Origin of the sequence: Massilia timonae, assembly GCF_001866515.1 — a bacterium.
Taxonomy (GTDB): Bacteria; Pseudomonadota; Gammaproteobacteria; order Burkholderiales; family Burkholderiaceae_D; genus Telluria; species Telluria timonae.
In genome coordinates, this window is the sequence record NZ_JRYB01000001.1 from 5,402,986 (window position 1) to 5,418,594 (window position 15,609).

Consider the following 15,609-nt stretch of genomic DNA (forward strand, 5'->3'; position numbering starts at 1 on the left):
TGTGTACTAAGCTGTCCTACGGGTACTGCGTGTGCTTAGTGTAAGGTTTTATGCAGGCCTTGTAAATCGTACACGCGCAGTTCGTCGATGTGGGGCATGCCCTCGATCGCCGCTTCGGCGCCGGCGATCGTGGTGTAGGTCACCACGTGCGCCGCCAGTGCCGAGGTACGGATCGTGCGCGAGTCGGTGATCGCGCTGCGCTTTTCCTCGACCGTGTTCACGACCATGACGATCTCGTGGTTCTTGATCATGTCGACCACGTGCGGACGGCCTTCCAGCACCTTGTTCACCGAACGCACCGGGATGCCGGCCGCCGAGATCACGGCGGCGGTGCCCTTGGTCGCCACCAGGTCGAAGCCCAGCTTGACCAGCTCGCGCGCCACGCCGACCGCGCGCGGTTTGTCCGACGACTTCACCGACAGGAACACGGTGCCCGACTTCGGCAGCTTGATGCCGGCCGCGAGCTGCGATTTCACGAAGGCTTCGCCGAAGGTGGTGCCCACGCCCATCACTTCGCCGGTCGACTTCATCTCTGGTCCGAGGATGGTGTCGACACCAGGGAACTTCACGAACGGGAACACGACTTCCTTGACGCTGTAGAACGGCGGCACGACCTCTTTCGTGATGCCCTGCTGCTCGAGGGTCTGGCCGACCATGCAGCGCGCCGCGATCTTGGCCAGCTGCAGGCCGGTCGCCTTCGAGACGAACGGCACGGTACGCGAAGCGCGCGGGTTCACTTCCAGGACGTAGACGGTGTCGACGGTCTGACCGTCCTGCTCCGACTGCTGGATCGCGAACTGCACGTTCATCAGGCCGACCACGTTCAGGGCCTTGGCCATCAGCGAGGTCTGGCGCTTGAGTTCATCGATGGTCGCTTGCGACAGCGAGTACGGCGGCAGCGAGCAGGCCGAGTCGCCCGAGTGCACGCCGGCCTGTTCGATGTGTTCCATCACGCCGCCGATGAAGGTGGCTTCGCCGTCCGAGATGCAGTCGACGTCGACTTCGATTGCGTCGTTCAGGAAGCGGTCGAGCAGCACCGGCGAATCGTGCGAGACCTTGACCGCTTCGCGCATATAGCGCTCCAGGTCGCGCTGCTCGTGCACGATCTCCATCGCGCGCCCGCCCAGCACGTAGGAAGGACGCACCACCAGCGGGTAGCCGATCTCTTCGGCCAGCGCCAGGGCGTCGGCTTCGGTGCGCGCGGTGCGGTTCGGCGGCTGGCGCAGGTCCAGCTTTTGCAGCAGTTGCTGGAAACGCTCGCGGTCTTCGGCGGCGTCGATCATGTCCGGCGAGGTGCCGATGATCGGCACGCCATTGGCTTCCAGGTCCAGCGCCAGCTTCAGCGGGGTCTGGCCGCCGTACTGGACGATCACGCCGACCGGCTTTTCCAGTTCCACGATCTCGAGCACGTCTTCCAGCGTCAGCGACTCGAAGTACAGGCGGTCCGAGGTATCGTAGTCGGTCGACACGGTCTCGGGGTTGCAGTTGACCATGATGGTTTCGTAGCCGTCTTCGCGCATGGCGAGGGCCGCGTGCACGCAGCAGTAGTCGAACTCGATGCCCTGGCCGATGCGGTTCGGGCCACCGCCCAGCACCATGATCTTCTTCTTGTCGGTCGGGTTCGATTCGCACTCTTCGTCGTACGTCGAGTACATGTAGGCGGTGTTGGTCGCGAACTCGGCGGCGCAGGTGTCGACGCGCTTGTACACCGGACGGATGTTCAGCGCATGGCGACGGGCACGCACGGCGCTTGGCTCGACCTTCAGCAGGAAGGCCATGCGGCGGTCCGAGAAGCCCTTCTGCTTCAGTTTGTACAGCACGTTCTTGTCGAGCGATTCCAGGGTCTGGGTCTCGAGCCACAGCTCGATGTCCACGATCTCCTTGATCTGCACCAGGAACCAAGGATCGATCTTGGTGAGATTGTGCACTTCTTCCAGGGTGAAGCCCTGGGCGAAGGCGTCGCCCACGTACCAGATGCGCTCCGGACCCGGCTCGCCCAGTTCTTCCTCGATCTTTTCGCGGTCGCGGGTCTTTTCGTTCAGGCCGTCGACGCCGACTTCCAGGCCGCGCAGGGCTTTCTGGAACGATTCCTGGAAGGTGCGGCCCATCGCCATCACCTCGCCGACCGATTTCATCTGGGTGGTCAGGTGCTTGTCGGCGGTCGGGAATTTCTCGAAGGTGAAGCGCGGGATCTTGGTGACGACGTAGTCGATCGACGGCTCGAAACTGGCCGGGGTCGCGCCGCCGGTGATCTCGTTGCGCAGCTCATCGAGCGTGAAGCCGACCGCCAGCTTGGCCGCCACTTTCGCGATCGGGAAGCCGGTGGCCTTCGAGGCCAGCGCCGACGAACGCGACACGCGCGGATTCATCTCGATGACGATCATGCGGCCGTCTTTCGGATTGATCGAGAACTGCACGTTCGAGCCGCCGGTGTCGACGCCGATCTCGCGCAGCACGTCGATCGACGCGTTGCGCATGATCTGGTATTCCTTGTCGGTCAGGGTCTGCGCCGGCGCCACGGTGATCGAGTCGCCGGTGTGCACGCCCATCGGATCCAGGTTCTCGATCGAGCAGATGATGATGCAGTTGTCGTTCTTGTCGCGAACGACTTCCATCTCGTACTCTTTCCAGCCCAGCAGCGACTCTTCGATCAGCAGCTCGTTGGTCGGCGAAGCCTCGAGGCCGCGCTTGCAGATCTGTTCGAATTCTTCTTCGTTGTAGGCGATGCCGCCGCCGCTGCCGCCCATGGTGAACGACGGACGGATGATGGTCGGGAAGCCCAGCTCGCGCTGCACGCTCCACGCTTCTTCCATCGAGTGGGCCACGCCCGAACGCGCCGAGCCCAGGCCGATCTTGGTCATCGCGTCCTTGAACTTCGAACGGTCTTCGGCCTTGTCGATGGCTTCCGGGGTCGCGCCGATCAGCTCGACCTTGTACTTGTCGAGCACGCCGTGGCGGTGCAGGTCGAGCGCGCAGTTCAGCGCGGTCTGGCCGCCCATGGTCGGCAGGATCGCGTCGGGACGCTCTTTCTCGATGATGCGCTCGACGACCTTCCAGGTGATCGGCTCGATATAGGTCACGTCCGCCGTTTCCGGGTCGGTCATGATGGTGGCCGGGTTCGAGTTGACCAGGATGACCTTGTAGCCTTCTTCGCGCAAGGCCTTGCAGGCCTGGGCGCCGGAGTAGTCGAATTCGACTGCCTGGCCGATGACGATCGGGCCGGCGCCGATGATCAGGATGCTTTTGATATCACTACGTTTTGGCATATTATTTTTTCTCCGCTGCTTGCATCAGGCCGATGAAGCGGTCAAACAGGTAGGCGACGTCGGTCGGGCCGGGCGAGGCTTCCGGGTGGCCCTGGAAGCAGAAGGCCGGCTTGTCCGTGCGGGCGAAGCCCTGCAGCGAGCCGTCGAACAGCGAGACGTGGGTCACGCGGCAGTTGTCCGGCAGGGTTTCCGGATCGACCGCGAAGCCGTGGTTCTGCGAGGTGATCAAGACCTTCTTGCTGTCCAGGTCCTGCACCGGGTGGTTGGCGCCATGGTGGCCGAACTTCATCTTCATGGTCTTGGCGCCGGACGCCAGCGCCATGATCTGGTGGCCGAGGCAGATGCCGAAGGTCGGGATGCCCTTCTCGATCAGCTCGCGCGATGCGTTGATCGCGTAGTCGCACGGTTCCGGGTCGCCCGGGCCGTTGGCCAGGAAGATGCCGTCCGGATTCAGGGCCAGGGCGTCGGCGGCGGTCGATTGCGCCGGCAGCACGGTGACCTTGCAACCGCGTTCGGCCAGCATGCGCAGGATGTTGCGCTTGACGCCGTAGTCGAAGGCGACCACGTGGTATTGCGGGTCGGTTTGCTTGCCGAAGCCCTCGCCCAGCTTCCATTCGGTCTCGGTGAACTCGTAGGGTTCGGTCACCGACACAACCTTGGCCAGGTCCATGCCGGCCAGGCCCGGGAACGAGCGCGCCAGTTCCAGCGCCTGGGCTGGCGACGGCTCGACGCCTTGCGCGGCGGTCAGGATCGCGCCGGCCTGGGCGCCTTTTTCGCGCAGGATGCGGGTGAGCTTGCGGGTATCGATGCCGGCGATGGCAACCACGTTCTCTTGCTTGAGGTAGTCGCCCAGCGATTGGGTCGAACGGAAGTTCGAGGCCAGCAGCGGCAGGTCGCGGATGATCAGGCCGGCGGCGTGCACCTTGCCCGCTTCGACGTCGGCGCTGTTCACGCCGTAGTTGCCGATGTGCGGATAGGTCAGGGTGACGATCTGGCGCGAATAGCTCGGGTCGGTCAGGATTTCCTGGTAGCCGGTGATCGCGGTGTTGAACACCACTTCGCCGGTCGTATGACCGACGGCACCAATGGAATATCCTTTGAAGATGGTCCCGTCAGCAAGTGCCAGGATGGCTGGAACGGAGGGGCCAGAAAAAAATGGCGGCAAGGGCAACTCCCGAAAAAGTTGCCGTAGCTTCGCCACGTCAGACCGACATCCAACTGTCCTGGGCGCGGTGAAGCCGCCCGGTGTTGGAGGTCATGTTGAATGAGGGATGGTGGGTATGCGCTACGGCTAAGTTTGAATTAGATAAACTTCCGAATTATAGCGCGAACTCTGATGTTCGGCAATGCGGCGCTGCCACATAACTGCCACCAAATTGTCGGAAGATGACACGTCGTGCCATCTTCCCTGCCCTGCTGAAACTTATGTTGCGGGTGCAATATCGCGCCCGCAACTCGGGCTTAAGCAGCCATCAGGCGGCGTTCAGCGCAGCAATACCGGCCCGGGCGATCTGCACGTCCTGCTCCGACTTGACGCCCGAGACGCCAACCGCGCCGATCACATGGCCGTCGACGATCACCGGCACGCCGCCTTCGAGCATGCCTTCCAGCTTCGGCGCGCTCAGGAAGGACACGCGGCCGTTGTTGACCACGTCTTCATAGATCTTCGACTCACGCCGGCCGAGGGCGGCGGTATTGGCCTTGGCCGGGGCGATATACGAGGACACGGGCGGCGCGCCGTCCAGGCGCTGCTGCCACAGCAGGTGGCCGCCGTCGTCGACGATCGCGATCGACACGGCCCAGCCGTTTTGCACGGCTTCGGCTTCGGCGGCGGCGCCGATCTTCTTCACGTCGGCCAGGGTCAGGTAGGGTTTGGTGTTCATGGTTTTCCTTGTGGTGCAGGTTGCGGTACTTGTTGTTTAAGCTTCAGCTTGGCCTTGATCTGCGGCATGACCGCGGCGGCGGCCTGCTCGCCGGCCAGGATGGCCAGATTGCGTCCGCCGAAATCGCTCGATCCCATATTGCCGAGCGCCGGCGTGATCACGATGTCGGCGTCCTTCAATTCGAAATGGTTCAGGCGCTGGCCCATGATGCTGAAGGTCTGCATCAGGACGTCGAGCGAGCTGGCCGTGGCCGCGCCTTCGGTCGCGCTCGAAATATTGACGGCGATAATGAAATCGGCGCCCATCTCACGCACGAAGCGCACCGGCACCGGCGCCACCAGGCCGCCGTCGACGTATTCCTTGTTGCCGATCTTCACCGGCTGGAACACGCTCGGCACGGCGGACGACGCGCGCACCGCCATGCCGGTATTGCCGCGGTTGAACAGGATCGGCTGGCCGGTTTTCAAATCCGTGGCGACGGCGCCGAAGCGCAATTTCAGCTTTTCCATCGGCACATTGCCGATCGCCTTGTTCACATAATTCTGCAGCGCCTCGCCCTTGAGCAGGCCGCTGGATTTACTCAGCCACGGCATTGCCCAGTCCGAGATGGTCGCCTCGTCCATCGTCAGCGCCGTCTTTTGCAGGGCGAAGCCGTTCAGGCCCGATGCATACAGCGAGCCGACCACCGAACCGGCGCTGGTGCCGACCACGATCTCCGGATAGATGCCCTGGGCCTCGAGGGCCTTGATCACGCCGATATGGGCGAAGCCGCGCGCGGCGCCGCCGCCAAGGGCCAGGCCGATGCGGATTTTCTTGGGAGGAAGCGGCGCCGCCTGGGGCGCGACCGCGGGCGTGGCGACGGGAGCCGGGGTCGGGGTGCTGCCGCAGGCCGCCAGCAGCAGCGCGGCGCAGGCCACGAGGGAAGAACGACGAGAAACCATGGAATGTGGGAGAAAGAACGAGGCGACGATTGTACCTCGGCTCGTTCTCCCCAGCACAGCCAACCCACCCGGCGCGGGTAGGCGACGCGTCTTACAGGCTGCCGCGCAGGCTCACCGACACATTGCGTGGATCGCCGTAGTACCAGGCCAGCCCGGTCGGACCGAAGCGCTTGTAGTAGACCTTGTCGAACAGATTGTTCACGTTGGCCTGCACCGACAGCGTGTCGGTGAAGCGCCAGCCGAGCATCGCATTGGCGATGGCATAGCCGCCCTGGGTCGCGGTCAGGCCGCTGCCGCGCACATACGAATCGCTCTGCATGTTCACGCCGCCGCCGACGGTCCAGCCCGGGCCGGAGCGGTTCGGGCTATAGCTGGTGAACAGGCGCAGCTGGTGTTTCGGATCGATGCTGCGCAGCGGCTGGCCGGTGTTGGCGGCGGCATCCCGCAGGTATTTGGTGCGGGTATTGGTATAGCCCGCCATCAGCTGCCAGCCAGGCAAGAGCTCGCCCGACACTTCGGCCTCCAGGCCTTCGCTGCGTTGCTTGCCGCCGGCGATGCGGCAATAGCCAGTGGTGAAGTACGGCAGGCAGGGATCGATCGACGAGGTGTCTTCGATTGCGCGGCCGACGTTCTCGATCTGGAACAGGCCCAGCGAGGCGTTCAGGCGACCGCCGAAGAACTCGCCTTTCAGGCCGACCTCGATGTCCTCGCCGGTGATCGGCTCGAGCAGGTTGCCGTCGGCGCCGCGCACGTTCTGCGGCGTGAAGATCTCGGTATAGCTGGTGTAGGCGCTGATCTCGTTCGACAGGTCATAGACCAGGCCGACATACGGCGTGGCTTCGCGCGTCACCTTGTAGCCGCTGCCGTTGGCGCGGTTCTCGGTTTCCCACCAGCTCAGGCGCGCGCCCAGCGAAAGGGTCAGCGGGTCGGCCAGCGAGAAACGCGCGGTGGCGAAGGCGCCGTTATTGGTCGTCACCGTCGGCGGATTGCCGCCGGCCGGCATCGTCGTCACCTCGCGCTCCGGATAGCTCGAGTACGGATCGAAGGTGCGAATGTCGACCGTCTGCTTGAACAGGCTGCCCACGCCATAGGTCGCGATCGTCCGGTCGTACACACGCTCGGCGCCCAGCACCAGCGCATGCTTGCGGCCGAACAGCGTGAACGGGCCGTCGGCGACGATGCTCAGCGCCTGCTGGCGGCTGTCGTCGCCGGTGTACTGCGACGTCGTGATGTCCATCAAATACGGATTGGTGGTGCTGGTGCGCGCGATGTACGACTGCTTGAAGCCGTTGGGCTTGATGCGCAGGCCGAGATAGCCGGCACTCGCACGCACGCTCCAGCCATTGTCGAAGCGGTGCTCGATGCCGACCTGGGCCTGGTCGTTGTAGCGGTTCCAGCGGCTCCAGCCGGCGCTCAGGAAGGTGTCGTCCGGCATGTTCAACGACGATCCGTCGAAGTTGGCCGGGATGCCGCCCCAGGCGCCGGTGGCGTCGAGGTCGGTGTGCTGCAGCCAGGCGGTGACCGTGGTGCGCGGCGTCAGGTCAGCCTGGACCACGCCATACAGCACTTCACGGTCTTCTTCGCGCGCCTTCTGGAAGAAGTCCTTCTTGTCCTTGACCGCCACCACCCGGCCGCGCACCGTGCCGCTGTCGTTGAGCGGGGTCGACACGTCCACTTCGACGCGGCGGCGATCCCACGAGCCGACCGTCAGTCCGGCCGTGGCCTGGAACCCGGACGTCGGCAGCTTGCGCACCATATTGACGGTGGCCGACGGGTTGCCCGAACCGCGCAGCATGCCCGACGCGCCGCGCAGCAGTTCGACCCGGTCCAGGACGGCGGTGTCGGGCTGGATGAAGGCCGAGCCGGACTGCTTGTAGCTCAGGCCATCGATCTGCATCGCATCGATGCCGAAGCCGCGCGAGTTGTAGCCGAGGCGCTCGCTGTCGGTGTACTCGACCGTGATGCCGGCGGTACTGGTCAGCACGTCGGTCAGGTCGAGCAGGTTGCGCTCTTCCATCAGCTGGCGGGTGATGACGGTGACCGGCTGCGGCGTGTCGCGGATGTCCTGCTCGCCCTTGAACAGGGTCGAGGAACGGGTGGTGAACGATTTGCTCTTCTCGGTGGTGGCGTCGTGCTTGCCGGTGACGTTGACGGTGGGGATCGCGTCCGCCGCGATCTCGTCCGGCGCCTCGGGGGCCGCCGCCAGCGCGGCCAGCGGTGATAGCAGGGCTGCGGTTGCGCACAGTGCAGTGGCCTGACGCACCAGGCGGGCGACGGGCGTTGGATGGGATACAACGGATGGCACTGGGCGCAACATGATCACTCCTTGAAAGTGTTTTGATAATGAGAATGATTCGCATTATAATTCGTGTTCAATAATTGACGCAATGCACATATTCGACGGCCCTACCAAAAGAGGCATGCTTTATTCGGAGAGTGCATGGGCGTCATCGAATTAAATAAACCTTTAAAGAGAATGACGACCATGAAGACACTGCTGCTCTCCTCGCTCCTCGCCCTCGCCGCCATCGCACCTGGCGCCCAGGCGCACCACGTCTGGCTGGAGCAAGACGGCAAGACGGTGACGCTGCAGTTCGGCGAGTTCGGCCTGAACCAGCGCGAGACCACGCCCGGCCTGCTCGATAAATTCGTCGCGCCGCGCGCGACGCTGCTCAAGGCTTCCGGCGAAACCGGGCTCAAGCTCGAGAAGACCGCCAGGGGCTACGTGGTCGAAGGCGCCAGCCTGGCGGCGGGAGACGCCATCGTGGCGGAGGACAATGCCTATCCGGGCTGGGAAACGACCAAGGATGGCAAGACCAGCCAGCACATCTGGATCCCGGCGGCGCGCCTGGCGACCAGCTTCGCCGCCCAGCAGCCGAAGCTGGCGCTGGACATCGTCCCGACCGGCACGCCCGGCGAATTCAGGGTGTACTACCAGGGCCAGCCGCTGCCGAAGGCGAAGGTGGCGATCACCGTGCCGAGCGGCTGGTCGAAGGAAGCGCTGGCCGACGCCGACGGCGCGGTGAAGTTCGCGCTGCCGTGGAAAGGCATGTATGTGCTGGAGACGGCCCATACCGACAAGAGTGGCGGCGAGCGCGCCGGCGTGCAGTACGCCAGCGCCAGCCATACCTCGTCGCTGACGGTCATCCAGCCGCGAGGCATCGCTCCCCTGCCTGCGGGCCCTGCGCTGGCGCCGGGCGCGGAACACTGATCGCCATCCATTCGCATAGAAAGGCCCGAGCCTCATGACTACCCTCACCTGGCGCTACCGCGGCGGCGTGGCCGCGCGCGCGGTCGCGGCGATCGCCGGCGGCTATGTGCTGACCGCGATCGCCAGCGCCCTGATCGCCATCGCGCTGCCGCTGCCGCGCGCCGACGCCGTCACCCTCGCCACCCTGCTCTCCTTCGTGGTCTATACCTGCGTGATCCTGTGGGTGTTCGCCACCGGCAGCGCGCTGCGCGCCTGGGTCGGGGTGGTCGCAACCAGCAGCGTATTGGGCGCTGTGTTGTGGATTGCCGGGAGGGCGTCATGAAAGAAGGCTTGCGCCAATCGATGGCCTGGGTGCACACCTGGTCGGGCCTGTTGGTGTGCTGGCTGCTGCTGCTGGTGTTCATGGGCGGCACCGCGGCCTATTACAAGCACGAGATCACGTTCTGGATGAAGCCCGAGCTGCACAAGGCGGCCGATGCGCCCTCGCGGGTGACGCCGGCCGAATCGGCCACGCTCGCGGTGCGCGAGCTGCAGCAGCGCGCGCCGAAGGCGAATGCCTGGTTCCTCGACCTGCCGCACGAGCGCAATCCGCTGATCTATGCCAGCTGGACCAACCCGCCCAAAAAGGGCATGACGCGCGAGGAGCGGCGCGCGGCGTTCCGCACCCAGAACTTCACGCTCGATCCGATGACCGGCGAGAACACCGCGGCGCCGCGCGACACCCGCGGCGGCGAGTTCCTGTACCGCCTGCACTTCGACCTGTACTATATGTCCGCCATCTGGGGCCGCTGGATCGTCGGCGTCGCCGCCATGTTCATGCTGGTGGCGATCGTCAGCGGCGTGATCACCCATAAGCGCATCTTCAAGGACTTCTTCACCTTCCGTCCCAAGAAAGGCCAGCGCTCGTGGCTCGATGCGCACAACGCCACCGCGGTGCTGGCGCTGCCGTTCCACCTGATGATCACGTACACCGGCCTGGTCACGCTGATGTTCATGTACATGCCCTCGCCCACCAAGGCGCTGTACGGCGCCGAGCAGAGCGCCATGTTCGCGGACGTGTTCCCGAACGCCGAACGGGTGAAGCCGGCGAAGGAATTCGCGCCGCTGGCCGACATCGCGCCGATGCTGCTGCAGGCCGAGCGCGCCTGGGGCCAGGCGCCGACGCGGATCGTGGTGAGCAATCCGAACGACGCCAACGCCCGGGTCGCGCTGCATCGTCCTTCGGGCCAGCAGTTGTCGAACATCGAGCCGACCATGACCTTCGACGGCGTGAGCGGCGCGCTGCTGAACGAGACCGCGCCGATGAGCACCACGCTCGACACGCGCGCCGCGATCTATGGCCTGCACGTGGCCCACTTCGCCGACCCGCTGCTGCGCGCGCTGTTCTTCGTGTGCGGGCTGGCCGGCACCGCGATGGTCGCCACCGGCGCCTTGCTGTGGGGCGTGAAGGAGCGCCAGAAATACGCCAAGGCGCTGGCCAAGGGCGGCCGGGTCGGCTACGGGGTGCGCCTGGTCGACGCCCTGAACATCGGCGCCATCGCCGGCTTGCCGATCGCCTTCGCCGTCTACTTCTGGGCCAACCGCCTGCTGCCGGTCGAGATGGCGCAGCGCACGAACCTCGAGGCCAATTGCTTCTTCATCGCCTGGGGCCTGGCCGTGCTGCTGGCCCAGATCCGCCCGACGCGCGCGATGTGGCGCTTCCAGCTGACGCTGGGCGCGCTGCTGCTGGCTGGGATTCCGGTGCTGAATGCGCTCACGACCGACACCCACCTGGGGGTGACCCTGTTCGGCGGTCCGGCCCTGCGCGCGGTGGCCGGGTTCGACCTGGTCGTGATGCTGCTGGGCCTGCTGCTCGGCTGGGCCGCCTGGTGGCTGGGCCGCAAGGCGAAGAAGCAGGCTGCCGCGCGGCAGCCGGCCAACCCGGCGCAACCGACGCCACTGGAGACCGCATGAGCGCATTGATCCTGAGCGGCGCCGCCCTCGCCTTCAGCGGCTTCGCCGCGACCAGCATCACGATGGACCGCCACTACGCCGACATCCACGGCCGCGGCAAGGAAGCCTCCGCCACCACCCGCCTGCGCCTGCGCACGCTGGGCTGGATCGGCTTGCTGCTGTCGTTCATGGCCTGCATCGGCGCCAGCGGCTGGCACATCGGCCCGGTGCTGTGGTGCGGCATCCTGTCGCTCGCCGCCTGGACCGTCACCCTGCTCCTGCAATACCACCCGCGCCGGGTGATGCAGAGCGCCTGGATCGGCCTCCCCGCCGCCCTGCTGGCCGCCACCCTCCTCCTGCGCAATTAGGGTCAGAGTCGAATTATTGAGCAATTTCCTATCTTCGCTCACCACGCTTCTCTGGCCATAATTTACCGGCGACAGCTTTCTGAAAAGATAATGAGGGTCAGAGTCGAATTGTTTGACAACTTTTAAAGTTGCTCGATAATTCGACTCTGACCCTCATGCGTTTTGCAACAAAAACGGGCTTCTCAACTGTTTCAAAGCAAGTTTTTCGGTCAGCTTTTCCGGGAGTACCTTTATCACAGCTGAGCAATTTCTCGACGGCGAGTAAATACCCGAAAATTAATTAGGGTCAGAGTCGAATTATTGAGCAATTTCTCAGAATTGCCGTTAATTCGACTCTGACCCTAATTGTCCTGCGAGCAAAATGCATCAAGGCTCGTGAAGCGGAAACAGAGAGCCTCGGTATGTCACAAAGTTGTCAAACAATTCGACGCTGACCCTCATTGAGAGGGGTCAGGCGGGTAGCGAGGTGTTGGGGAGCGAAGCGGAGAAGGTGCTGCCCTTGCCCGGTTGCGAGGTGATCGTCAGCTTGCCGCCGTGGCGCAGCAGGACATGCTTGACGATCGCCAGGCCGAGGCCCGTGCCCTGCGTCTCGCGCGAACGGCTCTTGTCGACGCGGTAGAAGCGCTCGGTCAGGCGCGGGATGTGTTCGGGGTCGATGCCGATGCCGCAGTCGGTCACCGCGAACGATAAAGCGTCGGCGCCGCGGGTCCAGGCCAGGCGGATCGTGCCGCCGTTTGGCGAGTAGCGCACCGCGTTCGAGGCCAGGTTGGCGAAGGCGCTGCGCAGTTCTTCCATGCTGCCCATCACGTCGGGGCCGTCGACCGACACCTCGATCTGATGCCGGCCGCCCGACAGCGCGCGCGCCTCCAGGGCAATCGAGTCGATCATCGTGCGCACGTCCACCCGCTCGCGCTTCATCGGATACTCGTCCGATTCCAGCCGCGACAAGGTCAGCATGTCCTGGATCAGGCGCTGCATGCGGTGCGCCTGCTCCGTCATCAGGTTCAGGTGCGCCATCCGCGTGGCGACGTCGATGCCCGGATCGGACAGCGCGATCTCGAGGAAGCCCACGATCACCGTCAGCGGCGTGCGCAGCTCGTGCGAGGCGTTGGCGATGAAGTCGCGCCGCATCGCCTCGATGCGCTCGGTGTCGGTGGCGTCGTGCGTCACCAGGATCTGGCGCCGGTTCTCGAACGGGATGATGCGGCATTCCAGCTTGCGGCCACGGAACGACAGCGTCAGCGGCTGCTCGTAGCGCCCCAGCACGATATAGTCGATGAAGTCCGGATGGCGCACCAGGTTGGTCACGCGCAGCCCCTTGTCGCGCTCCATCGTCAGGCCCAGGTGCTTCTCGACCGCCGGGTTGCACCACTCCAGGAACAGCACGTCGTCCATGATGGCCACGCCTTCCGGCAGCAGGTGCATCGCCTGGCGGAAGCGCGCCAGCCATTCGGTCAGTTCGGCCTGGTGGCGCTCGTCGTCGCGCCGCAGGCGATACAGGCGGGCGAAGGCATCGGTCCAGGCGCCCCAGCCGTCCGGCAGGCGCGTGCTGTGCGGCTCGTCGAGCCACTCGCCCAGCTTGTACAGGTAAGACAGTTGCGTGAACACGGCGACCGCCATGCCGGCCAGCGCCAGCGACAGCCCGGCTATGGGGCCGAACCACCACCACACCAGGCCGGCCACGGCGAACAACAGGCCCGTGCGCAGCAGCGCCGGCACCCAGAACAGCAGCTTGGGATTCATCGCGTCCTTCGACACCGCGTTATTTCTCGGACAGCATGTAGCCGACGCTGCGCACGGTGCGGATCAAGCCATCGGCGCTTTTCAATGCCTTCCTCAGGCGCAGCACGTGCACGTCGACCGTGCGCTCCTCGATCACCGCGTGGTCGCCCCACACCTTGTCGAGCAGCTGGGCGCGCGAAAACACCCGCTCCCGATGCGCCATCAGGTACTTCAGGAGCTTGTACTCCGCGTTGCCGATGTCGATCTGCTGGCCCTCGACCGTCACCGTGCAGCTGTTCGGATCGAGCGTCACCGCGCCGGCGCGCAGCGGCGCTTCGGCCAGGTGCGGGCTTTTGCGGCGCAGCAGCGCGCGCGAGCGCGCCAGCAGTTCGCGCGGCGAGAACGGCTTGGTGATGTAGTCGTCGGCGCCGTTGTTCAGGCCCGCCAGCTTGTCCTCTTCCATGCTTTTTGCCGTCAGCATGATCACCGGCAGGTCCTGGAAGTCGCGGTCGGCGCGCAGGCGCGACAGCAAACGCAGGCCGCTCTGGTCGGGCAGCATCCAGTCCAGCAGCAGCAGGTCGGGCTTGCCCCGGCTGATGCTTTCCCAGGCGCCGGCGGTGGTGTCGGCGGTGCGAATGTCCCACCCTGCCTCGCGCAGCGAATAGGTCACCAGTTCGACGATCGCCGGCTCGTCTTCGACCACCAGGACGGAGGTATTGTCCGCCATGCTCAGGCCGCCGACTGGTCGTCGAGGATCACCTTGCTGTGGCGGATGTCGCGGCCTTCGACCACGTAGATCACGTATTCCGCGATGTTCTTGGCGTGGTCGCCGATGCGCTCGATCGCCTTCGCCACCCACAGCGTATCCAGCGCCGACGAGATCGTGCGCGGGTCTTCCATCATGTAGGTGACCATGGTGCGCAGGATGGTGCGGAACTCGTGGTCGACCACCTCGTCGCCGGCGATGATCTGCAAGGCCTGCTTGCCGTCCAGGCGCGCGAACGCGTCCAGCGAATCGTGCAGCAGCTCCGAGGTCGCCTTGGCGATGGTGCGGATCATGTCGTAGTGGGCGAAGCCGGCCGTGCCGCGCTCGTGCAGGCTCTTGGCGGTGCGCGCGATCTTGGTCGCCTCGTCGCCGATGCGCTCCAGGTCGGTGATGACCTTGATGGTGGCCATCACGGTGCGCAGGTCGTTGGCGGTCGGCTGGCGCTTGACGATCAGGTGGCTGCAGGCATCGTCGAGCGAGACTTCGAGCTGGTTGACGGCCTGGTCTTCGGCCATCACGCGCTCGGCGCGCGGGATGTCGCCGATGCGGAAGCACTCGAGCGCGTCCTCGAACTGGGTTTCCACCATGCCGCCCATCAGCAAGACCTGGGAACGGATGCCCTCGAGTTCCTGGTCGTACTGCTTGGATGAATGCTCGCCTGTCATAACTTCTCCGTCAAATATTCTTGTGAAGCCGGCCCTGGCCGGCAAAATGAACAACCGGGTAGGATCAGCCGAAGCGGCCGGTAATATAGTCTTGCGTTTCCTTGCGCGCCGGATTCATGAAGATCTGGTCGGTCTCGCCGAATTCGACCAGCTCGCCAAGATACATGTAGGCAGTGTAATCCGAGCAACGCGCGGCTTGTTGCATATTATGGGTCACGATGGTGATCGTGTAATCCTGCTTCAGCTCGCTGATCAGTTCCTCGATCTTGGCGGTCGAGATCGGGTCCAGCGCCGAGGTCGGTTCGTCGAGCAGCAGCACGTCCGGCTTGACCGCCACGCCGCGCGCGATGCACAGGCGCTGCTGCTGGCCGCCCGACAGCGACAGTCCGCTCTTGTTCAATTTGTCCTTGGCTTCTTCCCACAGCGCCGCCTTTTTCAGCGCCCACTCCACGCGCTCGTCCATCTCGCCCTTCGACAGGTTTTCGTACAGGCGCACGCCGAAGGCGATGTTGTCGTAGATCGACATCGGGAACGGCGTCGGCTTCTGGAACACCATGCCGACCTTGGCGCGCAGCATGTTGACGTCGACACCTGGCTCCAGGATATTGCGGCCGCGGTACATGATCGAGCCTTCGGCGCGCTGGCCCGGGTACAGGTCGTACATGCGGTTCAGGGTGCGCAGCAGGGTCGACTTGCCGCAGCCCGACGGGCCGATGAAGGCCGTCACCTGCTTGGCGTGGATGTCGAGCGAGACATCCTTGAGGCTCTGCGTCTTACCGTAAAAAAAGTTCAGGCCTTCGATTTCGATCGTCTTGGCTTTTGCAGCGGCCGGGGTCGGAGTCGTATTGAGCATGG

General features: G+C 64.6%; 13 protein-coding genes. 4 read left to right on the plus strand and 9 right to left on the minus strand.

Annotated features, from left to right (window positions below; genetic code table 11):
- Positions 1 to 35: 35 nt before the first annotated feature.
- From carB to LO55_RS22990, 5 genes are all read right to left on the minus strand, one after another.
- The gene (gene carB / locus LO55_RS22970; protein ID WP_071363245.1) at positions 36 to 3,266 is read right to left on the minus strand and encodes a carbamoyl-phosphate synthase large subunit; all 3,231 of its coding nucleotides are present in this window, start codon (positions 3,264 to 3,266) and stop codon (positions 36 to 38) included.
- 1 nt (position 3,267) lies between these two features.
- A complete protein-coding gene (gene carA / locus LO55_RS22975; protein WP_005669751.1) occupies positions 3,268 to 4,431 on the minus strand; it encodes a glutamine-hydrolyzing carbamoyl-phosphate synthase small subunit in 1,164 nt (387 codons plus the stop codon).
- A 307-nt stretch (positions 4,432 to 4,738) separates the two neighbouring features.
- Complete coding sequence (locus LO55_RS22980) at positions 4,739 to 5,149, minus strand: GlcG/HbpS family heme-binding protein (RefSeq protein WP_005669749.1); 411 nt, start codon at positions 5,147 to 5,149, stop codon at positions 4,739 to 4,741.
- Complete coding sequence (locus LO55_RS22985) at positions 5,146 to 6,090, minus strand: patatin-like phospholipase family protein (RefSeq protein ID WP_071363246.1); 945 nt, start codon at positions 6,088 to 6,090, stop codon at positions 5,146 to 5,148. The genes LO55_RS22980 and LO55_RS22985 overlap by 4 nt, the downstream gene beginning before the upstream one ends.
- Positions 6,091 to 6,181: 91 nt before the next feature.
- Positions 6,182 to 8,407 (minus strand): TonB-dependent siderophore receptor, encoded by a 2,226-nt coding sequence (locus LO55_RS22990; RefSeq protein ID WP_071363247.1) that lies wholly within the window; start codon positions 8,405 to 8,407, stop codon positions 6,182 to 6,184.
- Positions 8,408 to 8,575: 168 nt separating this feature from the next.
- Between LO55_RS22990 and LO55_RS22995 the strand changes: the two genes are divergently transcribed.
- Genes LO55_RS22995 through LO55_RS23010 form a run of 4 tightly spaced genes read left to right on the plus strand, consistent with a single transcriptional unit; the run spans position 8,576 to position 11,601 of the window.
- On the plus strand, positions 8,576 to 9,301 hold the full coding sequence (locus LO55_RS22995; protein WP_071363941.1) for a DUF4198 domain-containing protein: 726 nt from the start codon (positions 8,576 to 8,578) through the stop codon (positions 9,299 to 9,301).
- A gap of 34 nt (positions 9,302 to 9,335) precedes the next feature.
- Positions 9,336 to 9,623: a hypothetical protein gene (locus tag LO55_RS23000; RefSeq protein ID WP_005669741.1), complete on the plus strand. Its 288-nt coding sequence runs from the start codon at positions 9,336 to 9,338 to the stop codon at positions 9,621 to 9,623.
- On the plus strand, positions 9,620 to 11,254 hold the full coding sequence (locus LO55_RS23005) for a PepSY-associated TM helix domain-containing protein (RefSeq protein WP_071363248.1): 1,635 nt from the start codon (positions 9,620 to 9,622) through the stop codon (positions 11,252 to 11,254). Before LO55_RS23000 ends, LO55_RS23005 begins: the two co-directional genes overlap by 4 nt.
- Positions 11,251 to 11,601, plus strand: coding sequence for a DUF3325 domain-containing protein (locus LO55_RS23010; protein WP_083415523.1), 351 nt, complete (start codon positions 11,251 to 11,253; stop codon positions 11,599 to 11,601). The genes LO55_RS23005 and LO55_RS23010 overlap by 4 nt, the downstream gene beginning before the upstream one ends.
- A 450-nt stretch (positions 11,602 to 12,051) precedes the next feature.
- On the opposite strand, the gene phoR is transcribed toward LO55_RS23010, so the two are convergent.
- From phoR to pstB, 4 genes are all read right to left on the minus strand, one after another.
- Positions 12,052 to 13,344: a phosphate regulon sensor histidine kinase PhoR gene (gene phoR, locus LO55_RS23015; protein WP_005669735.1), complete on the minus strand. Its 1,293-nt coding sequence runs from the start codon at positions 13,342 to 13,344 to the stop codon at positions 12,052 to 12,054.
- 19 nt (positions 13,345 to 13,363) lie between these two features.
- Positions 13,364 to 14,050, minus strand: coding sequence for a response regulator (locus LO55_RS23020; protein ID WP_005669733.1), 687 nt, complete (start codon positions 14,048 to 14,050; stop codon positions 13,364 to 13,366).
- Between the two features lie 2 nt (positions 14,051 to 14,052).
- Positions 14,053 to 14,754, minus strand: a complete 702-nt coding sequence (gene phoU / locus LO55_RS23025) for a phosphate signaling complex protein PhoU (protein ID WP_005669730.1) — start codon at positions 14,752 to 14,754, stop codon at positions 14,053 to 14,055.
- Between the two features lie 64 nt (positions 14,755 to 14,818).
- A complete protein-coding gene (gene pstB / locus LO55_RS23030; protein ID WP_174348361.1) occupies positions 14,819 to 15,607 on the minus strand; it encodes a phosphate ABC transporter ATP-binding protein PstB in 789 nt (262 codons plus the stop codon).
- Positions 15,608 to 15,609: the final 2 nt, after the last annotated feature.